This is a genomic window from Novosphingobium sp. HII-3 (assembly GCF_002916655.1).
Lineage (GTDB): Bacteria > Pseudomonadota > Alphaproteobacteria > Sphingomonadales > Sphingomonadaceae > Novosphingobium > Novosphingobium panipatense.
The window spans coordinates 1-20,752 of the sequence record NZ_PPSM01000010.1 but is presented as its reverse complement, the minus strand read 5'-3'; the positions used below and the strand labels follow the sequence as shown (position 1 = coordinate 20,752).

Here is a 20,752-nt window from a genome sequence, read left to right as displayed (position 1 = left end):
ACAGCGGCGTCGCCGGATGAGTGCCCGGAGACCGCCCTTCGCGCGCCCCGGTCAGTCGTGCGGCGGGTTCTCGACCACTTCATTCGCCGCGCTTTCGCCCATGCCGTGCCTGAGGACCATGGGAAGCTGCGAGAAGGTGAAGAGGAACGAGAGCACCGTGAAGCCCCAGAGCTTCGCCTGCAGCCAGGTATCGAAGCTAACCGTGTAGACGAGCGTCGTGTTGAGCGCACCGAGGAACAGGAAGAACCAGGCCCAGTTGCGGGAAAGCTTCAGCCAGCCTTCCTCGTTCAGCCCCTCGAACGCGGCTTGCAGCAGGTACTTCAGCAGCGCCTTACCCCTCCACAGGCCGATGAACAGGACGACGGAGAACATCAGGTACACGGCCGTCGGCTTGAGCTGGATGAAGATCGCATTGCGGAATACGACGGTCAGCAGGCCGAAGCCCAGGACCAACACCGTGGTAAGCCAGAGCATCGGTGAGATGTGCCCGAGGCGCCATTTTGAGATGGCGAGCGCCGCTACGGTGGCGATCATGAAGGCGACGGTGCCCTTGATTACCGCAGCGACGGTGCCGATCGGGTCGGCTTCACCGGAAGGCGACCAGTACCGATAGGCAAGAAAAAAGACGAGCAGGGGCCCGAAATCGACGAGGAGATTGAGCCATGAACTCTTCTTCTTGGCAGGCGTGGCCATCAAGCGATCCCTGCGATGACCCGGGCAAGCAGATCCGGGTTGAAGGGACGCAAATCGTCGATCTTCTCGCCCACACCGATGGCATGAATGGGAAGGCCGTACTGTTCAGCCGCGGCCACCAGCACGCCGCCGCGGGCGGTGCCGTCCAGCTTGGTCATGATGAGGCCCGACACACCCGCCACTTCCTTGAATATCTCGATCTGCGACAGGGCATTCTGTCCGTTCGTCGCGTCGAGGACGAGCACGACGTCGTGCGGCGCGGCAGGATTGAGGCGTCCCAGCACGCGGCGGATCTTCGCCAGTTCGTCCATCAGTTCGCGCTTGTTCTGGAGCCGCCCGGCGGTGTCGACGATAAGTGCATCGATGCCCTGATCCGTCGCGGCCTTGACCGCATCGAAGACCACCGAAGCCGGATCACCGCCTTCAGGCCCCTTGACGATCGGAATGGCGAGCCGATCGGCCCAGACGCCAAGCTGCCCGATGGCGGCAGCGCGGAACGTGTCGCCGGCCGCCAGCATGACCGAATAGTCCTGTTCCTGGAACAGGTGCGCCAGCTTCGCGATCGTCGTCGTCTTGCCAGAACCGTTCACGCCGATGACCAGGATGACCTGTGGGCGGGGAAAGGCGATGATGTCGAGCGGCTTGGCCACGGGGCGCAGGATCTCGGCGATTTCCCGCGCGACGACCTCCATGATGGCGCGTTCGTCGGCATCGCGTTCAAACCGCTCGTCAGCGAGCCGGTCGCGAATGCGGGCCGCGGCACGTGGACCCAGGTCCGACATGATCAGCGCGTCTTCCAACTCGTCGAGCTGCGCGGCGCTGAGACGCGTGCCGCCACCTATCCCCGCGAGATTGCCGGCGAGCCGCTCGGAGGTCTTGCGAAAGCCTCCGAACAGGCGGTCGGACCAGTCGCTGCTGCTCTGGTCTTGGGTACTCATGCTTCCAGCATTCCTTCGACTATTCGGACCGGGACAATCTCCACGAGCGCGCCGGGTGGCGTGCCGGGAGGGAGCCGTACAGGCGCGAAATCGGCCGCGTGGCCGGTTCCACCGCGTTCAGTCAGCACCCATAGCGGCTTGCCGAGATGCGCGGCAAGCCACGATGCCCGTACCTGCGCCACCTTTGCGCGCAATTCTGCGGCCCGGGCGCGGATGATCCCATGGGGAACCTGCGGCATGCGCGCAGCGGGCGTTCCTGGCCGCTGCGAATAGGGAAAGACGTGCCCGTGTACCACGCCGAGTTCCTCGATGATGGAGAGATTGGCCCGGTGCGCCTCTTCGTCTTCGGTTGGGAAGCCTGCGATGATGTCCGCGCCGATGGCGATATCCGGCCGTCGCTCCCGCAGCCGCTGGACCAGATCCCGGGCGTCGGCCCGGGTGTGGCGCCGCTTCATGCGCTTCAGGATCAGGTCGGCGCCATGCTGTAAGGAGAGATGGACGTGCGGCATCATGCGCGCTTCGTCAGCGACGAGATCGAAGAGGATGCCGTCGATCTCCGCGCCGTCGATCGACGAGAGGCGCAGCCGCTTCAAGGTGCTGAAGCGTCCGAGTATGGCTTCGCAAAGCGCACCGAGACGTGGTGCGCCGGGCAAGTCCGCACCCCAGGAGGTAAGGTCCACCCCGGTCAGGACGACCTCCTGGACTCCCGCTTCGAGGTGAACCTCAACATCGTCGAGAACACGCGCGATCGGATGGGAGCGACTGGGACCCCGACCTTGAGGAATGACGCAGAAGGTGCAGGCATGGTCGCAGCCGTTCTGCACCTGCACGAACCCGCGCGTATACCCGCGCCGCGTGTCTGGACGATCGGCTGCCGGCACGTTCCAGGCGCGGGGGTCGAGTTTGGCGGTGTTGGCGATGAGGCCATCGACTTCCGGCATTGCGGCCAGAGCGTCCCGTTCGACTTCCGCTGCGCATCCGGTGACCAGGAGACGGGCGTCGGGCCGGGCCTTGCGGGCACGACGAATCGCCTGCCGTGTCTGCCGCACCGCTTCGCTGGTGACGGCACAGGAGTTGATGACGACAAGATCATCCGCGCCAGCCAGCAGCGCGCGCAGATCCTCGCTCTCGGCAAGGTTCAGCCGGCAACCCAGCGAGTGAACTTCGAGAGTCAAACAGCGATCCCGTAGTCCGCTGCTTCGAAGGAGCCCCGGAACGCTTCGGTCGCCGGCCCGGTCATCACGATTTCATCGTCGTCACGCCATTCGATCACCAGTGGCCCCCCCGGAAGCGTGACCGTGACGCGCCGATCGACAAGGCCCCGTTTGATGGCTCCGACAGCCGTCGCGCAGGCTCCGGTCCCGCAGGCGCGGGTAAGGCCAGCGCCACGTTCCCACACGCGCAACGTTATCGCATCGCGCGCGGTCACGCCCGCCACGTTCACGTTGATGCGGGCGGGAAAAAGGGCATCCGTTTCGATCATCGGCCCGATACGGGCCATGTCGATGGCATAGGGATCCGGGACGAAGAAGATCACGTGCGGGTTGCCGACGTTGACGGCGATCGGGTTGACGAGTTCTTCCCAGGCCACGGGCATGGCATGCGTATCCATGGCATAGCCGAGGGGGATCGCCTCCCAGTCGAAGCGGGGTTTGCCCATTTCGACGCTGATGCCACTCTCGGCTGGCGTGGACCGGACAATACCACCGCGCGTCTCGATAGCAGCCGGCCTGCCATGCAGCAGGCCTATCGCCCGCGTGGCGTTGCCGCAGGCCTCGACCTCGCTTCCGTCAGCGTTGAAAATGCGCATCCTGAAGTCGCCGGCGCGGGAGGGCTCGAGGAGAATGAGCTGATCGCAGCCGATGCCGGTATGTCGGTCCGCAAGAGCTGCGGCCAGCGGGGCATCGACAGGAGGCAAGGGTCGCTCACGCGCGTCCAGAACAACGAAATCGTTGCCAAGGCCGTGCATTTTGGTGAAGTCGATGCGCATGGCGCGCGATTTAGGTGGTGGGACGCTCCAGGTCAATTTCCCCGGGCACGCCGCCGGCCACCAAGAGCGGCCACAGCCTGGACGATCGCCGCGCTGTCCTTCTGTTCCAGCAGCTTTGACACGAGGCTGCGGTCGATCTTGATCCGGTCGAAGGGAATCTTGTCCAGTTGGTCGATCGCGCTGTAGCTCGTGCCGAAATCGTCGAGGCTGATGCGGACGCCCTTCTGCCTCAAGCCGATGGCAAGCGCATGCACGAGGCCTGGCGTGCTGTGGAGAAGGGCGTCGGGAACTTCAACCTCCAGCCGATGTGCCGGGAACTGCGCCTGCTCAAGCATGTGAAGCAGCTTGCCGGCAAACCCGGGATCGCGCAGCTGTGTTGGCAAGAGGCGGATCGAGAGGGTCAGTCCGCTATCCCAGCCTTTCGCATCTTCAAGGGCCTGGCCGATCACGCTGCGGCACAGTTCGGCGATAAGGCCGATGTCCTCGGCGACAGGAAGGAAGACGTCGGCCGCGGTGATGCCGAATTGCGGCGAATCCCAGCGGAACAGCACCGCGAAGCCGACCAGTTCGCCCGTCCGGATATCGATCTGCTGGTCGTAGAAAGGCACGAACTCTCCCCGGGGGATACCCTGGCGGATCCCAGCTTCAAGGTCCGCACGAAAGCGCATCTCATGGGCCATGCTGGGCTCGAACCAGGTGAACTGGTTCCGGCCCTGCCGCTTGGCGTGATACATCGCGACATCAGCCATCTCCAGCAGAGCCTGAGCGCTGGTTGTAGCCGAGGTCGCCTTGGCGAGGCCGATGGATGCGGTGACCTCCACCGTCACCGAATTGATGCAGGAACTCTCGGCGACGGCGCGCGCGATCGTGGAGGCAAGTTCATCAACGGCTTCGGGATGGTCCGGGTCGAAGGGCAGGGCGATGGCGAACTCGTCCCCGCCGATGCGCCCTGCTATGGCCTCGGCCGGCAGATCGGCCAGGATGCGCCGGGCGCACTCCCGCAGTAGGCGGTCTCCCGCAGAGTGGCCGTTGTAGTCGTTTACCTGCTTGAAATTGTCCAGGTCGATCATCAGCACACCAACCGCATCGCCTGTCTGGATGATGTCCCGGATCATGGCGTCCGCGTTCAGATTGAAGCTGCGGCGGTTGTGGAAACCGGTGAGCGGATCGGTTTCCGCCAGCAGGCGCGCCTCCCGCTCGGAGGCGGTGCGCTCCGATATCTCCTGACGAAGACCACGGAAACGCCGCCAGCCAAGGACAAGAAACAGCAGATTGAGCAGAAAGGCGTTGACGGCGAGTGTGTCGAACGCCTTGGTCTGGCCTGCCGCGAGGCGCACGAGGGCCGGCGCGATCTGACTGGTCAGAGCAAGGAAAAGGATTGCGGCCGCGCCCGCGATGACGAGCGTGGCGGAGTCTGGCTTGCGACCGCGCCATGACCGGCGCCGATGCAATCCACTCCAATTAAGAAGAGTTGCCTGCACGAATTAAGCCCCCCCGGACTTCGTTCCAAGCCAAGGAAGTTACGCAACTGGTCTGAAGTAACTCTTAACGAAAAAGTCCCGGCACCTGAGAGGGGCCGGGACTTTTGCATTACAGTCTTTTAATAGGCTGTCTCAGCCTTTGAGGCCGATCTCCCGCAGACGCTCCTGAAGGTAATCGTCGGCCGTGATGGAGACGGGATAGCGGTCCGGATTTTCATCGGAGATGCACTCGGGCAGGGTGACGAAATCGAAATCGCTGCGCAGGTGCAGGAAGAACGGCATCGAGTACCGGCTGTGCGACGCGCGTTCCCCCGAGGGGTTCCGCACACGGTGCGTGGTCGACGGCAGAACATGATTGGTCAAGCGCTGCAGCATGTCGCCGATGTTCACGACGATCGCGCCTTCCGGTGGTGCCACCGACAGCCAGCGGCCGTCCTTTGCAAGGAGTTCGAGGCCCGCTTCCTGCGCGCCGAGGAGGAGCGTGATGAGGTTGATGTCTTCGTGCGCGCCGGCACGGATCGCACCGCCTGCGCCATCTCCGACGGGCGGATAGTGCAGCAGCCGCATGACGGAGTTGCCGTCCTCGATCGCAGGATCGAACCAGTTCGCGTCAAGCCCCAGATGGACGGCGATGGCCGACAGGATCTTGGCACCCGCTTCATCGAACTGCGCGTAAAGCTCGGTAAAGGTGTCGCGGAACCCTTCGACTTCATCAGGCCATACGTTTGGCGGCATCGAGGAGGCGAGCGGCGAACCTTCGGGGAGATCGCGGCCTACGTGCCAGAATTCCTTGAGGTCCTTCTCCGTCGCGCCCTTGGCCACCTCGGTCCGGAAGGGCGTGTAGCCACGAGCGCCGTGGATTTCGCGGTCGAAGTACTTGAGTTTGGCCTCGACGGGCAGGGTGAAGAACTCTTCGGTCTTGGCCCAGGCCTGGTCGATCAGCGCCTGATCGATGCCGTGGTCGCGGATCATCGCGAAGCCGAAGGTGCGGAAGCTTTGCCCGACGCGCTCAGGAAGGTCGGCGCGATCAGCCACAAGGCTGAGGACGGGGATTTCTGCGAGGTCCATGGTAGTGCAATCCAATGCGATTCGGTATGCCGCCCCTTACTGCCACCGATCTCAACAGTCTAAACGGAAAGGCGCGTAAATGGCGTATTGGCTGCTGAAATCCGAACCGGATGCCTATGGCTGGGCCGATCTCGTCCGGGAGGGGGAGGGAACCTGGGACGGTGTGCGCAACCATCGTGCCGCCAACAACCTGCGGGCCATGCAGGTGGGCGATGAAGCGTTCTTCTATCATTCCAACATCGGCAAGGAGATTGTCGGCGTCGTCCGGATCAGTGCGGCGGGAATTGCCGATCCTACCGATCCCGAAGGCAAGTGGGCCGCGGTGAAGGTGAAGCCGGTTCGGAAGTTACCCCGTGCGGTCCCGCTCAGCCGCATCAAGGCCGATCCGCGCCTGGCTGAAATGGAGGTAGTGAAGCTGTCGCGCCTGTCAGTAGCTTCCGTCACGGCGGAGGAATGGAACCACATCCTGCAGCTCGCCGGCGACACGGCGAACCGCCGATAACGCGCGGTCTCTGGAGAAGCACGTTCTGACGGGCGGGACGCAACGTGGCCGCATTCCGGGTGTTGTCCCTTTGTATGGCGAACATGTCGCCGGACAGACAAGGAGATACATCATGGGTGAACTCAAGGACACCATGAAGGGCCTCGGCAACGAAGTGGCTGGCAATGCCAAGCAGGCAGCAGGCGAAGCCCGCAACGATCCGGCCCAGAAAGCTGAGGGCAAGGCGCAGGAGCGCAAGGGCGAACTCCAGCAGGGCGTCGGAAAAGTGAAGGGCGCGCTGGGCGATCGCGTCTGACGATCCTTCTTTCTACACCGAAGAGGGTCGCCGCAGGGCGGCCCTTTTTGCATGCAGAAGCCGCGCAGCCGAGTTGTCCCGTTTCGGGAAGGCGCCGAGACATGGCTGAGGGGCAGGTGGTAAACTTTTAGTTAACGTGCACAATGCGGCTCATGAAACGCCGCGCTCTTGTCCTTACGCACGAATCGGCCAGCCACTGGTTTCGCCGCTCGCTGCCGCCTCATGTGTTTCGCGTGCCTGCCTGGGCGGAGAGCGACGGGCGGGCAGCAGCCAACATGGCGGCGGCGACCGCATGGCGCGCCTCCGGTAGCGACTGGCGCAGTTTTCTGTCGACCTACTGCTCCTGCTTCGTAGCGATCGGCGTGTTCATCGCATGATGGAGCGCAGTGCAGGGTATCAGGCGGCTTCGGCCGCGACCTCCGCCTTGAACAGCAGGTGAGCCAGCCAGGCTGAAGCGACGCAGCACAGCGACACGATCAGAAGCTGCTGCGCTACGCCGATTCCCAGGAAGGTCATCAGGCCGGTCAGCAGCGACCCCAGGACCATGGCCCCCGAGTTGACGATGTTGTTCGCGGCGATGGTGCGTGCGGTCTGGGATTTTTCGACGAAGGTGGTCAGGAACGCGTAAAGCGGGACCACGAAGATGCCGCCGCACACGGCGATGCCCAGCAATGTCAGCATAAGCGGCACCGCAAGCGGCTGCACCACGAAGGTGCCCACATCCATCAGGGCGCCGTCGCCGCTGTGAGGGGGCCACAGGCGGCAGACCTGCTGGAATGCCATGAGCGAGACGCCCATGCCGATGACGGAGATTGGCGACCAGCGGGCCGACACTGTCCCCTTCAGCAAGGCATTGATGGCCATCGATCCGAGCGCCACACCAACGGAGAAGATGACGAGGAAGAGGCTCGCCACTTCCTTGCTCGCCATGAGCATGTTCTTCGCCAGCGGCGGGAACTGGACGAACAGGACCGTGCCGATGGCCCAGAAGAAGCTGATGGCGCAGATGGCAAGGAACACGCGCCGGTCCTGCATGGTGGTCCGCACGAGGCGCACCGAAGCCCGGATCACGTGGTAGTCCAGCGGTTCGACCTGCCCGAGCGGAGGAGCGGCAGGAACCTGGCGGCCGGCGAGCCAGCCGATGCAGGCGATCGCGATCACGCCGATGGCCGCCGCGTCGACACTGATCCAGCCGGCGACGATCGTACCCGCCAGAACGGCGATATACGTGCCGGCTTCCACCAGCCCGGTCCCCGAAAGGACTTCGCCTTCCTTGAGGTGCTGAGGCAGGATCGCGTACTTGATAGGGCCGAAGAAGGTCGAGTGGACACCCATCGCAAAGAGCGCCAGCAGCATGAGCGGAATGGCGATGCCATCCAGCGCCACGCCTTGCCAGGCGAGCGCCAGACCAGCGCCGCCCACCAGCATGATGGCGATCTCGCAGGCCTTTATGATCCGGATCAGCAGCGCCTTGTCCCGCATGTCCGCGAGTTGCCCCGCGAGCGCCGAAAGCAGGAAGAACGGGATGATGAATACGGCGGAGGCAAGGGCGCTGAACCGGGCCTCCTGCGCCTCCGACCGGTACACCTCGTAAACCACGAAGAGCACCATGGCGTTCTTGAACAGGTTGTCGTTGAACGCGCCCAGCAACTGGGTGACAAACAGCGGAAGAAAGCGCCTCGTCCGGATGAGTTGGGTCGTCGTGGTCATGATATCAGGTATGCCGCCGGCCTTGCTCACTGGTGGGCGGGACACTTAATGGCCTGCGCCTGACGCACAAGCCCCGTTCGAGACTTTATTCCTGCAGCGTTTGCGCGCTATGGCAGTAGCATCATGCTGACACTGCCGAACATTCTGACGCTCTCCCGCATCCTCGCGGTGCCGTTGCTGGCTTTCCTTCTGTGGTGGCCCACGTGGGAACTCGGTTACGGCCTGGCGTTCGGGCTCTACTGCCTGATGGGGATCACCGACTACTTCGACGGTTACCTCGCGCGGTCGAGCGGCGCAGTCTCGCGGCTGGGCGTCTTCCTTGATCCCATTGCGGACAAGATCATGGTCGCGGCCGTGATCCTGGTCCTCACGGCACAGGGCATTCTGCGCGGTCCCTACGTAGGGGACATGCACGTCATCGCCGGGCTTGTCATTCTCGTGCGCGAAATCGCTGTTTCCGGGCTGAGGGAGTTCCTCGGCGGGCTGCAGGTGTCGATGCCGGTCAGCCGCCTGGCGAAGTGGAAGACCACCTTCCAGCTCGTGTCGCTTGGAGCCCTCATCCTTGGTACGGCCATGCCCTGGTGGAATCTGGACCTCGGCTCGCTGGTAGTGAACGTGCCGCATTCGGTCGGCCTGACGACGCTGTGGGCCGCGGCCGTGCTGACGCTGGTGACGGGCTGGGATTACCTGCGCGTCGGCCTCAGGCACATGGATTGATCGGTCGCGGGGTAGCGGGACGCGGCCGGGAGGGGCAACGCCCTCCACTCGAATCATGCATGCACAATCCCACCTGAACCCGCGCCGCTCCGTCGTGTTCTCGCTTGCTGCGGCAGCGGGTCTGGCGGTTGCCAACATCTACTACAACCAGCCGGTGATCGGGCTCATGCAGCGCGAACTCGGCGGGAGCACCGTGACCTATGTTCCCACGGTGACACAGCTTGGCTACGCGGTCGGTCTCGTCGCGCTCGTTCCCCTGGGGGACCTGCTCGAACGCAAGCGGCTGATCGTGCTGCAGTGCCTCGCCCTCAGCGTGGCGCTGGCGCTGGTGGCCCTTGCGCCCACGGCCGGGCTGCTGCTCGCAGGCTCGCTGCTGGTGGGTCTGCTCGCCTGCGTCGCTCAACAGATCGTGCCCTTCGCCGCCAACATCGCGCCCGACGAGAAGCGCGGCGCGGTAGTCGGCACCGTGATGGCCGGGCTTCTCTGCGGGATACTGCTCAGCCGCGCGCTGTCCGGCTTCGTGGGAGGTGCGTTCGGCTGGAGGGAAATGTTCTGGCTGGCCGTTCCGCTGGCCGTGATCACAGCGGGGCTTATGGCCCTGCAACTGCCCCGCAGCCGGCCTGCTCCCACGGAGATGACGTATGGGGCGCTTCTGGTCTCCCTTCGCGACCTGTGGCGGGAATTTCCTGCTCTTCGGCTCGCATCGTTCACTCAGTGCTGCCAGTTCGGGGTGTTCAGCGTGTTCTGGACGATCCTTGCGCTGCACCTTCAGGAGCATTTCGGCTATGGTCCGCAGGCGGCTGGCCTGTTCGGAATCGTCGGCGCCGCCGGGGTTCTGGTCGCTCCGCTCGCCGGGCGTATGGCCGACCGCACCGGCCCGCACCGGATCATCGCCAGCGCGACCGTCCTGACACTTGGCGCCTGGCTGATCTTCGCGTTCTGGACGTCCATACTGGGTCTGGTTATCGGCGTTCTCGTTCTCGACATCGCCGTGCAGCTCAGTCAGATCTCCAATCAGAGCATCATCTACGCCCTCCGTCCGGAAGCGCGATCGCGGATCAACACCGTGTACATGAGCCTCATGTTCCTGGCCGGCAGCGCCTGTTCCGGGGCGGCAACGGCGATCTGGCATGTCTGGGGCTGGAGCGGCGTGTCCGGTCTCGGCATCGGCCTTTCAGCGCTTGGCGTCATGCTCCAGATGCGCAGGCGCGGCTGAGCCACCGCTCCCTGTGCGAGCGTCAGCCGGCGCGCAATTCGTCGGCGAGCATGCGGAATTCCTCCGCACGGGGTGAATTCTTGCGCCAGACCAGAGCGATCTCGCGGTTGGCATTGGGTGATACAAGCGGGCGCGCCACGACATTGGTGCCGTTGAGAATGCCGGCATCCAGCGCCATTTCCGGCAGCATGGTGAGGCCAAGGCCATTGTCCACCATCTGCACAAGAGTGTGCAGGCTGGTGCCGATCATCGTCGCACTGGCCCGGAGTTCAGGCCGATTGCACGCCGCAAGTGCGTGGTCCTTCAGGCAATGACCGTCCTCGAGCAGGAGGAGCCGGTTCTCATCGATGATGTCCGGGCTGATCTCCGGAGGCGGATCGCGCGGATCGTCCCGGGGAAAGGCCACGAAGAAGGCGTCCAACTCAATCGTTTCTTTTTCCACTTCGCCAGTGGCGTAGGGAAGGGCCAGCAGCACGCAATCCGCGCGGCCGTGGTGCAGCGATTCGATCGCCTGCTGGCTCGGCTCCTCGCGCAGGAACAGCTTCAGGTTCGGTCGCTCGCGCCGCAGACGAGGAAGCATGCGCGGGAGAAGGAAAGGCGCAATCGTGGGAATCACGCTCATGCGCATTTCGCCCGAAAGCGGCTTGCCGCTGGACTGGACGAGGTCGGAAAGCTCTTCCGTCTCCCGCAGGATCCGGTGCGCCTTCTCGACTACTGCGTTTCCCAGCGGCGTAAAACGTACCGCGCGCTTCGTCCGCTCGACCAGCGTTACGCCTAGCAGCGTCTCAAGATCGCGCAGGCCTGCCGAGAGCGTCGATTGGGAAACAAAACAGGCCTCCGCGGCGCGACCGAAATGGCCATGCTCGTGAAGGGAGACGAGATACTGCAGCTGCTTGAGCGTCGGCTGGTAGACGGTCATGACACCGCTATTGCACGAGTGTCACGCCGTCGCCAGCACATTTGATTGTGCGCTGCGGCAGGAGGTCAAACGTCCTATCCCGTCGCTTCCTGTCCTGCCGCTTCGGGCGCTGCAGCCACTTCGACCCGCGTCATCTTCAGCTTGCCGTTCTCCACCGCGAAAGCAAGCTTGCCCTCGACCAGATCAAGCGCGTCATGGCCGAACACGTCATAACGCCAGCCTTCGAGAACCGATAGGTTCTTGCGAACGCCCGCGGCCAGCATCTCCAGCTCGTCGCTGCGGGCGAGCAGGCGGGCTGCGGCGTCGATTTCACGCGCGCGGATCTTGAGAAGGAGCTTCAGTAGGTCGGCGACGAGGGCGCCTTCCTTGCCCAGCGGCGCGCCGCGCGGTGCACGAGGCGGCAGCTCATCCTCTGCAAGCGGTTCGGCCTTGGCGATGGCGCTCATCAACCTGCGGCCGATCTCGTTGTCTTTCCAGCCCTGGGACAACCCGCGCACCTTCGCCAGATCGGCCTGCTGCTTGGGTGGGTGGCTGGCGATATCGGCCAGCGTCTCGTCGCGGGCGATGCGCCCACGCGGGATGTTCTTGTTCTGCGCTTCGAGTTCGCGCCATTCCGCGATCGCGCGAAGCCGCCCGAGCACCTGCGGATTGCGACCCGGCGCCTTGATGCGCTTCCAGGCTTCCGCGGGCTCGTTACGGTAGTTTTCCGGATCCGCCAGCTTTTCCATCTCCTGGTCAAGCCATTCGCCGCGTCCGGTCTTCACCAACCGTTTCAGAATCTTGGGGAAGATCTTTGAGAGATATGTGACGTCCCCGATGGCGTATTCGATCTGGCGGTCCGTCAGCGGTCGGCGCGACCAATCGGTGAACCGCGCCCCCTTGTCGATCGTGACGCCCTGCCAGGATTCGACGAGGTTGGAATACCCGATCTGCTCGGACTGGCTGATGGCCATCATCGCGATCTGCGTGTCGAAGATCGGGTGAGGAGTGCGGCCGGTGGCGTTATAGATGATCTCCACGTCCTGCCCGCCCGCGTGGAAGACCTTGAGGACATCCTCGTTCTTCGTGAGCAGGTCCAGCAGCGGCGTCATGTCGAGACCGTCAGCCAATGGATCGACCGCCGCCGCTTCTTCGGTGTTGGCGATCTGCACGAGGCACAGTTCAGGCCAGTACGTGTTCTCGCGCATGAACTCGGTGTCCACGCTCACGAAATCAGACTTCGCAAGACGTTCGCACAGCGCTGCGAGCTCGTCGGTCTTTGTTATCAGCGGATGAATTTTCATTGAAGCGAGGCGTTACGCCTAACGGCGCGGGGGATCAACGCCTGCTGTTGCGCTTTCGTCGCAGTTTATTTCCGACCGAACATTCTCCGGAAGAAGCCGGGTTTGTCGTTCTGCGCAAAATCGGCGAGGCTTTCCGGCGTAACCAGCCGGCGGCGCAACTGCGAACCGGAGGTGTGATCCTGCGATTGCGGGGAGTACGACATCTGCGCATCGCCAGCGCTGTCGGCGGCCTCGGACTCGCCGGCGGGCGGCTGCTGCGCCAGATCCGCGCGCGGTACGAGCGACATCAACGGCAGGTGTGAGCTGCCCCGGACAGCGATCGGCGCGTCGGCCCACGCCGGAAAGGCGAAGCTTTCGTCGCTCTGATGGAACTCCTCTTCCCGCTTGCGTTCCGCGCGCATCAACCTTGTCCTACTTTTTGCCTGTTCACCCGTAACGCGCTCAATACCAGCTTGGCGGTTAACCTTAGCTTACAGCCGATCGGGCGGGCTTCAGCCGCGGGACGTATCGGCCGTGCCGGCTGCGGGCTTCGGATTTGCGCGAATCCGCATCTGGAAATCACGGCGGCAGTCGACTAGTGGGGCCGGCATTATCCCATACGATAAAAAGAGCCTATCATGACCCATCCCTACCGCTCCCATACCTGCGGCGCCCTGAGCGCGGCCGAGGTCGGCCAGACCGTCCGCCTCTCGGGCTGGGTCCATCGCAAGCGCGACCACGGCGGCGTTCTGTTCGTGGACCTGCGCGATCACTACGGCATGACCCAGGTGGTAGCCGACGTCGACAGTCCCGCGCTGGCCGTGCTCGATTCGCTTCGTGCCGAAAGCGTCGTCACGATCGAGGGCAGCGTGAAGGCGCGGTCCGAAGGGACGGTCAACGCCAACCTGGCGACCGGCGCGATCGAGGTTTACGCCCGTTCGGCCACGGTGCTGTCAAAGGCAGAGGAACTGCCGATGCCCGTCGCGGGCGAGCAGGAGTATCCCGAGGACATCCGCCTCAAGTACCGCTTCCTCGACCTGCGCCGCGAGACGCTGCACGCCAACATCGTCAAGCGCACGCAGATCATCCGCGACATGCGCCGCCGCATGGAGGACACCGGCTTCACCGAATACTCGACGCCGATCCTGACGGCTTCCAGCCCGGAAGGCGCGCGCGACTTCCTGGTGCCCAGCCGCATCCACGCGGGCAAGTTCTACGCCCTGCCGCAGGCGCCGCAGCAGTATAAGCAACTGCTTATGGTCGCTGGGTTCGACCGCTACTTCCAGATCGCGCCCTGCTTCCGCGACGAAGACCCGCGCGCAGACCGCCTGCCGGGCGAATTCTACCAGCTCGATCTCGAAATGAGCTTCGTGACTCAGGAAGAAGTCTGGGAGACGATGGAGCCGGTGCTGCGCGCGACGTTTGCCGAGTTCGCCGGCGACAAGCCGGTGACGCCCGCCGGTGAGTTCCGCCGCATTCCGCACGCGCAGGCGATGCTGGATTACGGCTCGGACAAGCCTGACCTGCGCAATCCGCTCATCATCAAGGACGTGACGGCGCACTTCGTTGAATCGGGCTTCGGCATCTTTGCTGGCATCGTCGCCAACGGCGGCACGATTCGCGCGATCCCCGCGCCGGGCGCCGGTGCGGGCAGCCGCAAGTTCTTCGACGACATGAACGTGTGGGCGCGCGGCGAAGGCTATTCGGGCCTTGGCTACATCAATATCAAGGAGGGCGTGCCGGGCGGTCCCATCGCCAAGAACCATGGCGAGGAAAAGACGGCCGCGCTGGTCGAGGCGCTGGGCCTTGGCCCCAACGACGGCGTGTTCTTCGCTGCGGGCAAGGAAGAGCAGGCAGCGAAGCTCGCCGGTCTCGCGCGCACCCGCGTGGCGGAACAGCTCGACCTTATCGACAGGGACCGCTTTGAGCTGTGCTGGATCGTCGACTTCCCCTTCTTTGAATGGGACGAGGACAACAAGAAGGTCGACTTCGCCCATAACCCGTTCTCGATGCCTCAGGGCGGGATGGATGCGCTGGAAAACCAGGATCCGCTCACCATCAAGGCCTATCAGTACGACCTTGTCTGCAACGGCTATGAGATTGCCTCGGGTTCGATCCGTAATCAGTCGCCCGAGCTGATGGTCGCGGCGTTCGAGAAGGTGGGACTGTCCAAGGCGGACGTCGAGGAGCGGTTCGGCGGCCTCTACCGCGCCTTCCAGTACGGCGCTCCGCCGCACGGCGGCATGGCCGCCGGCGTCGATCGCATCGTCATGCTGCTTTGTGGGGCGCAGAACCTGCGTGAAATCACGCTGTTCCCCATGAATCAGCGCGCTGAGGACCTGCTGATGAACGCGCCGAGCTCGGCCGAAGCCAAGCAACTGCGCGAACTGCACCTGCGTGTAGTGGAGCCGGTGAAGCCGGCGGCTCCTGCGCAGGGGAAGGTCGTCGCGCCCGAATGATCCACGGGGTTCCGCCGTCCGGGGCTTGATCCGGCGGCGGTGCCCGTTCAAGGCCGATGGTGCGCAGCCGAGCCGTCGCCGATGGCTCGGGGCGGGACGCCCGGAAGGCAATCTCCAGATCGGGGATAACGGGATGCGAGGAAGGGGGCTGCGTTTCAGTCAAGGCCCTTGCCAGCGTCGCCACCAGTCTTTAGGGCGGCTGTCGAGATTCAAACCCGCATAGTTTTGAAGGGGTCTATACAAATGAGCGATACCGCCGATCGGGTTAAGAAGATCGTCGTCGAACATCTTGGCGTCGAAGCTGAGAAGGTGACCGAGGACGCGAGCTTCATCGACGATCTGGGCGCAGACTCGCTCGACATCGTCGAGCTGGTCATGGCCTTCGAAGAAGAATTCGGCGTCGAGATTCCCGACGATGCCGCTGAAAAGATCAGCACTGTCTCCGATGCCATCAAGTACATCGAAGAGAACAAGGGCTGATCTCGCGGGTCGCATGCCCTTGCTCCGTTCCGAGTGAATGGGGCAGGGGTGCAACACCGGATTGAAATCGACAGGCTCGACCTCTAAGGGGGCGGGCCTGTTGCCGTTTCGGCCAAGCGTGTTCAGCGCGACGCCGTTACCGGGCTGTAGTTAGAGTTTCGGAGATCATATGCGTCGTGTCGTCGTAACCGGACTTGGTCTCGTCACCCCTCTTGGTGGCGATGTGGAGACCACCTGGGCCAACATCCTCGCCGGCAAGTCGGGTGCGGGACCGATCACCCGGTTCGACGCATCGGACCAGAAGTGCCGCATCGCCGCCGAGGTGAAGCCGGCCGATCACGAATATGGCTTCGATGCCAACAAGCGCGTCGACCACAAGGTCCAGCGCCAGGTAGACCCGTTCATCGTCTTCGGCATCGATGCTGCAGGCCAGGCGATCGAAGATGCCGGCCTCACGGACATGGATGAAGCGACTCGCCTCATGGCGGGCTGCTCGATCGGTTCGGGGATCGGCGGCCTTCCGGGCATCGAAAGCGAATCGCTGGTGCTGGCCGAGAAGGGCCCGGGGCGCGTGTCGCCGCACTTCGTGCACGGACGCCTTATCAACCTCATCTCGGGGCAGGTCTCGATCAAGTACGGCCTGATGGGTCCGAACCACGCCGTCGTCACCGCCTGCTCGACCGGCGCGCACTCGATTGGTGACGCCGCCCGCATGATCAAGGACGGCGACGCGGACATCATGCTGGCCGGCGGCGCGGAAAGCACCATCTGTCCCATCGGCATCGCTGGCTTCGCCCAGGCGCGCGCGCTCTCGACGTCGTTCAATGATGAACCGGAAAAGGCCAGCCGCCCTTACGACAAGGACCGCGATGGCTTCCTCATGGGCGAGGGCGCAGGCGTCGTCGTGCTCGAGGAATACGAACACGCCAAGGCGCGCGGCGCCAAGATCTACGCCGAAGTCATCGGCTATGGTCTGTCCGGTGACGCTTACCACGTCACCGCGCCTCACCCGGAAGGCTCGGGCGCGTACCGTTCTATGGCCATGGCGCTGCGCAAGGCGGGTCTTGAGCCGAAGGACATCGATTACATCAACGCGCACGGCACATCGACTCCGCTCGGCGACGAGCTGGAACTGGGCGCAGTGCGCCGCCTGTTCGGCGATGCCATCGACAACGTCTCGATGAGCTCGACCAAGTCGGCCATCGGGCACCTGCTCGGCGGCGCCGGTGCGGTCGAATCGATCTTCTGCATTCTGGCGCTGCGCGACCAGATCGTTCCGCCCACGCTCAACCTCGACAATCCGAGCGAAAGCTGCGTTGGGGTGGATCTCGTGCCGCATACTGCCAAGAAGCGGGAAGTGCGTGCTGTGCTCAACAACAGCTTCGGGTTTGGCGGGACCAACGCCAGCCTGGTGATGCGCAAGATAGACTAAGAGGCGCAGATCCATGATCTCCCGGCGCGGTTGCGTCCTGGCGGCGGTTGCCGCCATTGTCTTCGTCGGGAGCCTCTGGGCCTTCTTCGGCGGCTGGTATGGTTCTGGCCCGCTGGAGAAGGAACGCCACTTCATAGTCCCCAACGGCGCCAGTCTTGCGGCTGTGGCCGAAAGGCTGGAGGAGCAGGGCGTCATTCGGTCCGCTACCGGTTTCACGCTGCGTGCGCGCTTTTTCGGGGGCGGCAGCGGCATCAAGGCCGGTGAGTTCGCCATTCCCCCCCACGCCAGCCCCTCGCGCGTGCTGGCAATCCTCTCCAGCGACGATGTCATCCGGCGCTTCGTGACCGTGCCGGAGGGGATGCCCTCGATCATGGTCTACGAGCGTCTCATGGCGCAACAGGCCTTGAGCGGCGACCTCGTCGTTCCCAAGGAAGGCTCCGTCCTTCCCGACAGCTACGCCTTCGAAAAGGGCGAGCCGCGCGAGGCCGTGCTGCGCCGGATGCAAGCCGCGATGAGCCGGACGATCAAGGAACTCTGGCCCGCGCGCGCATCGAACCTGGTAGTCAAGACGCCGGAAGAGGCGATCACGCTCGCCTCAATCGTGGAAAAGGAGACAGGCAAGCCTTCCGAGCGGCGCATGGTGGCGGGGCTTTACTCCAACCGCTTGCGTACGGGCATGCTGTTGCAGGCGGACCCGACGATCATCTATCCGATCACCAAGGGCAAGCGCCTTGGCCGCCGTATCCTGCAGTCCGAGATACGGGCGGTGAATGACTATAACACCTACACCATGGTGGGCCTGCCAAAGGGGCCGATAACCAACCCGAGCCGTGCCTCCATCGCCGCAGTGCTGAACCCGGCGAAAACGGAAGCCCTGTACATGGTGGCGGATGGGACGGGCGGCCATGTCTTCGCAAACACGCTCGAAGAGCATAATCGCAACGTGGCCAAGTGGTTCGCCATCCGCCGCGAGCGGGGCGAGCTCTGAAGGCGGAGGGGCCTGTCTCCCATACGGGAACAAGTCTCCGCGACAGTGTTTTTCCCAACTCCGCGCCATGCTGGTGCTGCGGAGATGTGCGATGACGGATTCGGCAGCTGACTGGCCGACGGTGAACTTGGCGGCAACCGGGCCGCGAAAGCCGCGCGCGCCGCTGCTGGTCACCGCCGAACTGCCGCCCGACGTACTCGCCTGGTGCGATGCGCTGCGCCGGGCGCACTACCCCCCCGAGCGGAACCGCCTTCGTGCCCATGTAACGCTTTTCCACGCCCTCCCGCACTCCGTCGAGGATGAGCTTGTCGGAGTTCTGGGAGACCTCGCACGGTCCGCGCCGCCGCCGGCTCGCATAGAAGGCCTTATGAAGCTGGGCGCAGGGACGGCGCTGGCGGTGGAAAGCCCGGAGATGGTCGCCCTGCATGCGGTTGTGGCGGACCGCATGCATGGCCTGCTGACGCAGCAGGATGCACAGCCCTTGCGCCTGCACGTGACGATCCAGAACAAAGTCACCACCCAGGCTGCGCGGGCGCTGCAGGCGGAGCTCGGTCCTCAGTTGCAGCCGCTGTCCTTCCGCTTCCGGGGCTTCGGCCTCTACGCCTGGGAAGACGGACTGTGGCGCTCTATCCGTCTTTTTTCCTTTCGTGGCTGAATGTGCTTTTTGGGTGTTGACGGATGCAAACCTCCCCCCTAGAGGACGCGGCCTGCACCGCAGCCGCGGCGCACCAGATCAAGCCTCCCAAACGGCAGGCATGGTATGGCGGAGTAGCTCAGCTGGTTAGAGCAGCGGAATCATAATCCGCGTGTCGGGGGTTCGAGTCCCTCCTCCGCTACCATTCCTTGATCCGGAAGCTTCCACTAGCTTCCGCATTTTTCCAAAAATCGAAAGAAAAGCAGAGGGCTGCGGGTGATTCGCGTCCGCATGCGCCCATGGTCTTCCACATGCAGCCAGATTTGGTGTGGGGGTATTTTGGGGGTATTTTCGCGGAGTATGGGAAAGGAGCGATACCCCCAATGCCTCTCACGGAGATTCAGGCCCGAAATTCCAAGCCACGCGAGCGCGCCTACAAGCTGGCCGACGGGGAGGGCCTATTCCTGTTCGTACAGGCGAACGGTTCAAAGTTATGGCGGATGAAGTACCGCTTCGCGGGCAAGGAGAAGTTGCTCTCGTTCGGCGCTTACCCTGACCTCGGGATAGCTGCCGCGCGCGACAAGCGCACAGCCGCAAAGGCTTTGCTAGCCGAGGGCAAGGATCCAATGAAATCCAAGGGAGAAGTGATCTCGCAGGAAGGAGCCACCTTCTTCGAGGTCGCAAAGCGCTGGCATGAAAATCGAAAGAGCTCTTTGAATTCCGCGCACGCCGAGCGCGTCTGGTCGCGCATGGAAAGGGACGTCCTTCCAGCCATCGGCGAGAAACTCGTGAATGAAATCACGGCGCCCGACGTCCTGGCGATGATACGCAAAATCGAAGCAAGAGGCGCGCTCGATATCAGCCGGCGTGCGAAGCAAGGGGTGGGGCAAGTCTTCCAGTTCGCAATCGCGTGTGGTCTGGCCTCGAATGATCCGACGACACATTTGCGTGGGGCGCTAAAGCCGCGACCAAGAGTGAAGCATATGAGCCGGTTGCCGCTCAGCGAATTGCCCGCATTTATCGAGAAGCTGCATGCCTACCAGGAAGAGGGCGAACGACGGTCCGCGATCACCCGTGATGCAGTTCTCTTTGCACTTCTGACTTGGGTTCGAACCAAGGAACTCCGGTTCGCCGCCAAATCCGAGTTTCAAGACCTGGGCGGCAAATCACCCGTCTGGCGCATACCGGCCGAGCGAATGAAGATGGGACGAGAGCATTTAGTGCCCCTCTCGCAGCAGGCAACGCACATCGCGAAATCCATGATAGCAGCAGCGCCTGGCGAGTTTCTCTTCCCGGGTAATGGCCCGAACAAGCCGCTTTCAGAGAACACAATGATCTACGCGCTCTATCGCCTCGGATACCACAGTCGCCAAACCGTACACGGCTTCCGGGGCTTGGCGAGCACCTGGGCCAATGAGCAGTTGGTCGAGTTCGGCAAGCCGCCCATGTGGATCAGGAAATACCATGAGGATTGGGTCGAACTACAGCTCGCGCATTCGGAGAAAAACGACGTGCGTGGAGCTTACAATGCCGCTGAATACCTGGCTCCCCGGCGCCGGATGATGCAGGACTGGGCTGACTATCTGAGCGGCGGGAAGGTGATCGACATCAAGAAGGCAGGGAAGCGCGCAGCCTGATAACTATGGCTTCGATCAGACCGGTCCAATCCAGTCTGCGCGCAAACGATCTCGACCTGCGACAACCCCCTCGACAATCACCGCTGATCCGACGAATTCGCATTCGGGTTCTTCGCTCTCGATGATCCAGACGACTTCGTCTGTCGTGGTCAGAAACAACCCGCGTCTACCACGGCTCAAAATTCCCGAGACGCGTATTCGACCTGTGGAGCGGCGTGCAAAATTGACCCCCTTAGCGGGGTGATCGGCGTCTAAAATTGACCCCCTTCATCTCATCATGAGAAGCGCCGCCGTTTGGGTTCCGGACGGCGGGTACAGGGATGTTGGTTGT

Annotated in this window: 22 protein-coding genes and 1 tRNA gene; 12 read left to right on the top strand and 11 right to left on the bottom strand. The window is 63.4% G+C overall.

Annotation, left to right across the window (positions count from 1 at the left end):
- Positions 1 to 51: 51 nt before the first annotated feature.
- From C2R25_RS02745 to C2R25_RS02720, 6 genes are all read right to left on the bottom strand, one after another.
- Entirely contained in the window at positions 52 to 693 is a 642-nt protein-coding gene (locus tag C2R25_RS02745) for an inner membrane-spanning protein YciB (protein ID WP_103727768.1), read from the bottom strand.
- Positions 693 to 1,631, bottom strand: a complete 939-nt coding sequence (gene ftsY / locus C2R25_RS02740; RefSeq protein ID WP_103727767.1) for a signal recognition particle-docking protein FtsY — start codon at positions 1,629 to 1,631, stop codon at positions 693 to 695. Before ftsY ends, C2R25_RS02745 begins: the two co-directional genes overlap by 1 nt.
- Positions 1,628 to 2,806 carry a MiaB/RimO family radical SAM methylthiotransferase gene (locus C2R25_RS02735; protein WP_103727766.1) on the bottom strand — a complete coding sequence of 393 codons (1,179 nt, stop codon included), beginning with the start codon at positions 2,804 to 2,806 and terminating at the stop codon, positions 1,628 to 1,630. Before C2R25_RS02735 ends, ftsY begins: the two co-directional genes overlap by 4 nt.
- Positions 2,803 to 3,621 (bottom strand): diaminopimelate epimerase, encoded by an 819-nt coding sequence (dapF, locus tag C2R25_RS02730; protein WP_103727765.1) that lies wholly within the window; start codon positions 3,619 to 3,621, stop codon positions 2,803 to 2,805. The genes C2R25_RS02735 and dapF overlap by 4 nt, the downstream gene beginning before the upstream one ends.
- A gap of 32 nt (positions 3,622 to 3,653) precedes the next feature.
- Complete coding sequence (locus tag C2R25_RS02725; protein ID WP_233203728.1) at positions 3,654 to 5,102, bottom strand: bifunctional diguanylate cyclase/phosphodiesterase; 1,449 nt, start codon at positions 5,100 to 5,102, stop codon at positions 3,654 to 3,656.
- A gap of 132 nt (positions 5,103 to 5,234) precedes the next feature.
- Positions 5,235 to 6,170 (bottom strand): isopenicillin N synthase family oxygenase, encoded by a 936-nt coding sequence (locus C2R25_RS02720; RefSeq protein WP_103727763.1) that lies wholly within the window; start codon positions 6,168 to 6,170, stop codon positions 5,235 to 5,237.
- Between the two features lie 79 nt (positions 6,171 to 6,249).
- Here C2R25_RS02720 and C2R25_RS02715 point away from each other — a divergent pair, with 79 nt between their 5' ends.
- From C2R25_RS02715 to C2R25_RS02705, 3 genes are all read left to right on the top strand, one after another.
- Entirely contained in the window at positions 6,250 to 6,672 is a 423-nt protein-coding gene (locus C2R25_RS02715) for an EVE domain-containing protein (RefSeq protein WP_103727762.1), read from the top strand.
- Between the two features lie 112 nt (positions 6,673 to 6,784).
- On the top strand, positions 6,785 to 6,967 hold the full coding sequence (locus C2R25_RS02710) for a CsbD family protein (protein ID WP_103727761.1): 183 nt from the start codon (positions 6,785 to 6,787) through the stop codon (positions 6,965 to 6,967).
- A 143-nt stretch (positions 6,968 to 7,110) separates the two neighbouring features.
- Complete coding sequence (locus C2R25_RS02705) at positions 7,111 to 7,344, top strand: hypothetical protein (protein WP_103727760.1); 234 nt, start codon at positions 7,111 to 7,113, stop codon at positions 7,342 to 7,344.
- A gap of 19 nt (positions 7,345 to 7,363) precedes the next feature.
- Here C2R25_RS02705 and C2R25_RS02700 read toward each other — a convergent pair whose 3' ends face one another.
- Positions 7,364 to 8,677, bottom strand: a complete 1,314-nt coding sequence (locus C2R25_RS02700; protein ID WP_103727800.1) for an MFS transporter — start codon at positions 8,675 to 8,677, stop codon at positions 7,364 to 7,366.
- Positions 8,678 to 8,800: 123 nt separating this feature from the next.
- On the opposite strand from C2R25_RS02700, the gene pgsA reads away from it, so the two are divergent.
- Entirely contained in the window at positions 8,801 to 9,394 is a 594-nt protein-coding gene (gene pgsA, locus C2R25_RS02695; RefSeq protein WP_103727759.1) for a CDP-diacylglycerol--glycerol-3-phosphate 3-phosphatidyltransferase, read from the top strand.
- A gap of 55 nt (positions 9,395 to 9,449) precedes the next feature.
- Positions 9,450 to 10,610, top strand: coding sequence for an MFS transporter (locus C2R25_RS02690; RefSeq protein WP_103727758.1), 1,161 nt, complete (start codon positions 9,450 to 9,452; stop codon positions 10,608 to 10,610).
- A 22-nt stretch (positions 10,611 to 10,632) separates the two neighbouring features.
- Here C2R25_RS02690 and C2R25_RS02685 read toward each other — a convergent pair whose 3' ends face one another.
- From C2R25_RS02685 to C2R25_RS02675, 3 genes are all read right to left on the bottom strand, one after another.
- Positions 10,633 to 11,529 (bottom strand): hydrogen peroxide-inducible genes activator, encoded by an 897-nt coding sequence (locus C2R25_RS02685; protein WP_103727757.1) that lies wholly within the window; start codon positions 11,527 to 11,529, stop codon positions 10,633 to 10,635.
- 74 nt (positions 11,530 to 11,603) lie between these two features.
- Positions 11,604 to 12,812: a ribonuclease D gene (gene rnd / locus C2R25_RS02680; protein ID WP_103727756.1), complete on the bottom strand. Its 1,209-nt coding sequence runs from the start codon at positions 12,810 to 12,812 to the stop codon at positions 11,604 to 11,606.
- Between the two features lie 65 nt (positions 12,813 to 12,877).
- Positions 12,878 to 13,213, bottom strand: coding sequence for a hypothetical protein (locus tag C2R25_RS02675; protein ID WP_103727755.1), 336 nt, complete (start codon positions 13,211 to 13,213; stop codon positions 12,878 to 12,880).
- Between the two features lie 216 nt (positions 13,214 to 13,429).
- Here C2R25_RS02675 and aspS point away from each other — a divergent pair, with 216 nt between their 5' ends.
- The 7 genes from aspS to C2R25_RS02640 all read left to right on the top strand — a co-directional run bounded on the left by aspS (position 13,430) and on the right by C2R25_RS02640 (position 20,421).
- Positions 13,430 to 15,250, top strand: a complete 1,821-nt coding sequence (aspS, locus tag C2R25_RS02670) for an aspartate--tRNA ligase (RefSeq protein WP_103727754.1) — start codon at positions 13,430 to 13,432, stop codon at positions 15,248 to 15,250.
- Positions 15,251 to 15,493: 243 nt separating this feature from the next.
- Complete coding sequence (locus C2R25_RS02665; RefSeq protein ID WP_007679564.1) at positions 15,494 to 15,730, top strand: acyl carrier protein; 237 nt, start codon at positions 15,494 to 15,496, stop codon at positions 15,728 to 15,730.
- Positions 15,731 to 15,899: 169 nt separating this feature from the next.
- On the top strand, positions 15,900 to 17,162 hold the full coding sequence (fabF, locus tag C2R25_RS02660; RefSeq protein WP_103727753.1) for a beta-ketoacyl-ACP synthase II: 1,263 nt from the start codon (positions 15,900 to 15,902) through the stop codon (positions 17,160 to 17,162).
- A gap of 13 nt (positions 17,163 to 17,175) precedes the next feature.
- On the top strand, positions 17,176 to 18,150 hold the full coding sequence (gene mltG, locus C2R25_RS02655) for an endolytic transglycosylase MltG (protein ID WP_103727752.1): 975 nt from the start codon (positions 17,176 to 17,178) through the stop codon (positions 18,148 to 18,150).
- Positions 18,151 to 18,241: 91 nt separating this feature from the next.
- Positions 18,242 to 18,805 carry a 2'-5' RNA ligase family protein gene (locus C2R25_RS02650; protein ID WP_103727751.1) on the top strand — a complete coding sequence of 188 codons (564 nt, stop codon included), beginning with the start codon at positions 18,242 to 18,244 and terminating at the stop codon, positions 18,803 to 18,805.
- Positions 18,806 to 18,912: 107 nt separating this feature from the next.
- Positions 18,913 to 18,989 (top strand) — tRNA-Met (locus tag C2R25_RS02645).
- Between the two features lie 178 nt (positions 18,990 to 19,167).
- Entirely contained in the window at positions 19,168 to 20,421 is a 1,254-nt protein-coding gene (locus tag C2R25_RS02640) for an integrase arm-type DNA-binding domain-containing protein (protein WP_103727750.1), read from the top strand.
- 15 nt (positions 20,422 to 20,436) lie between these two features.
- Here C2R25_RS02640 and C2R25_RS20820 read toward each other — a convergent pair whose 3' ends face one another.
- A complete protein-coding gene (locus C2R25_RS20820) occupies positions 20,437 to 20,601 on the bottom strand; it encodes a DUF5818 domain-containing protein (protein WP_255400349.1) in 165 nt (54 codons plus the stop codon).
- Positions 20,602 to 20,752: the final 151 nt, after the last annotated feature.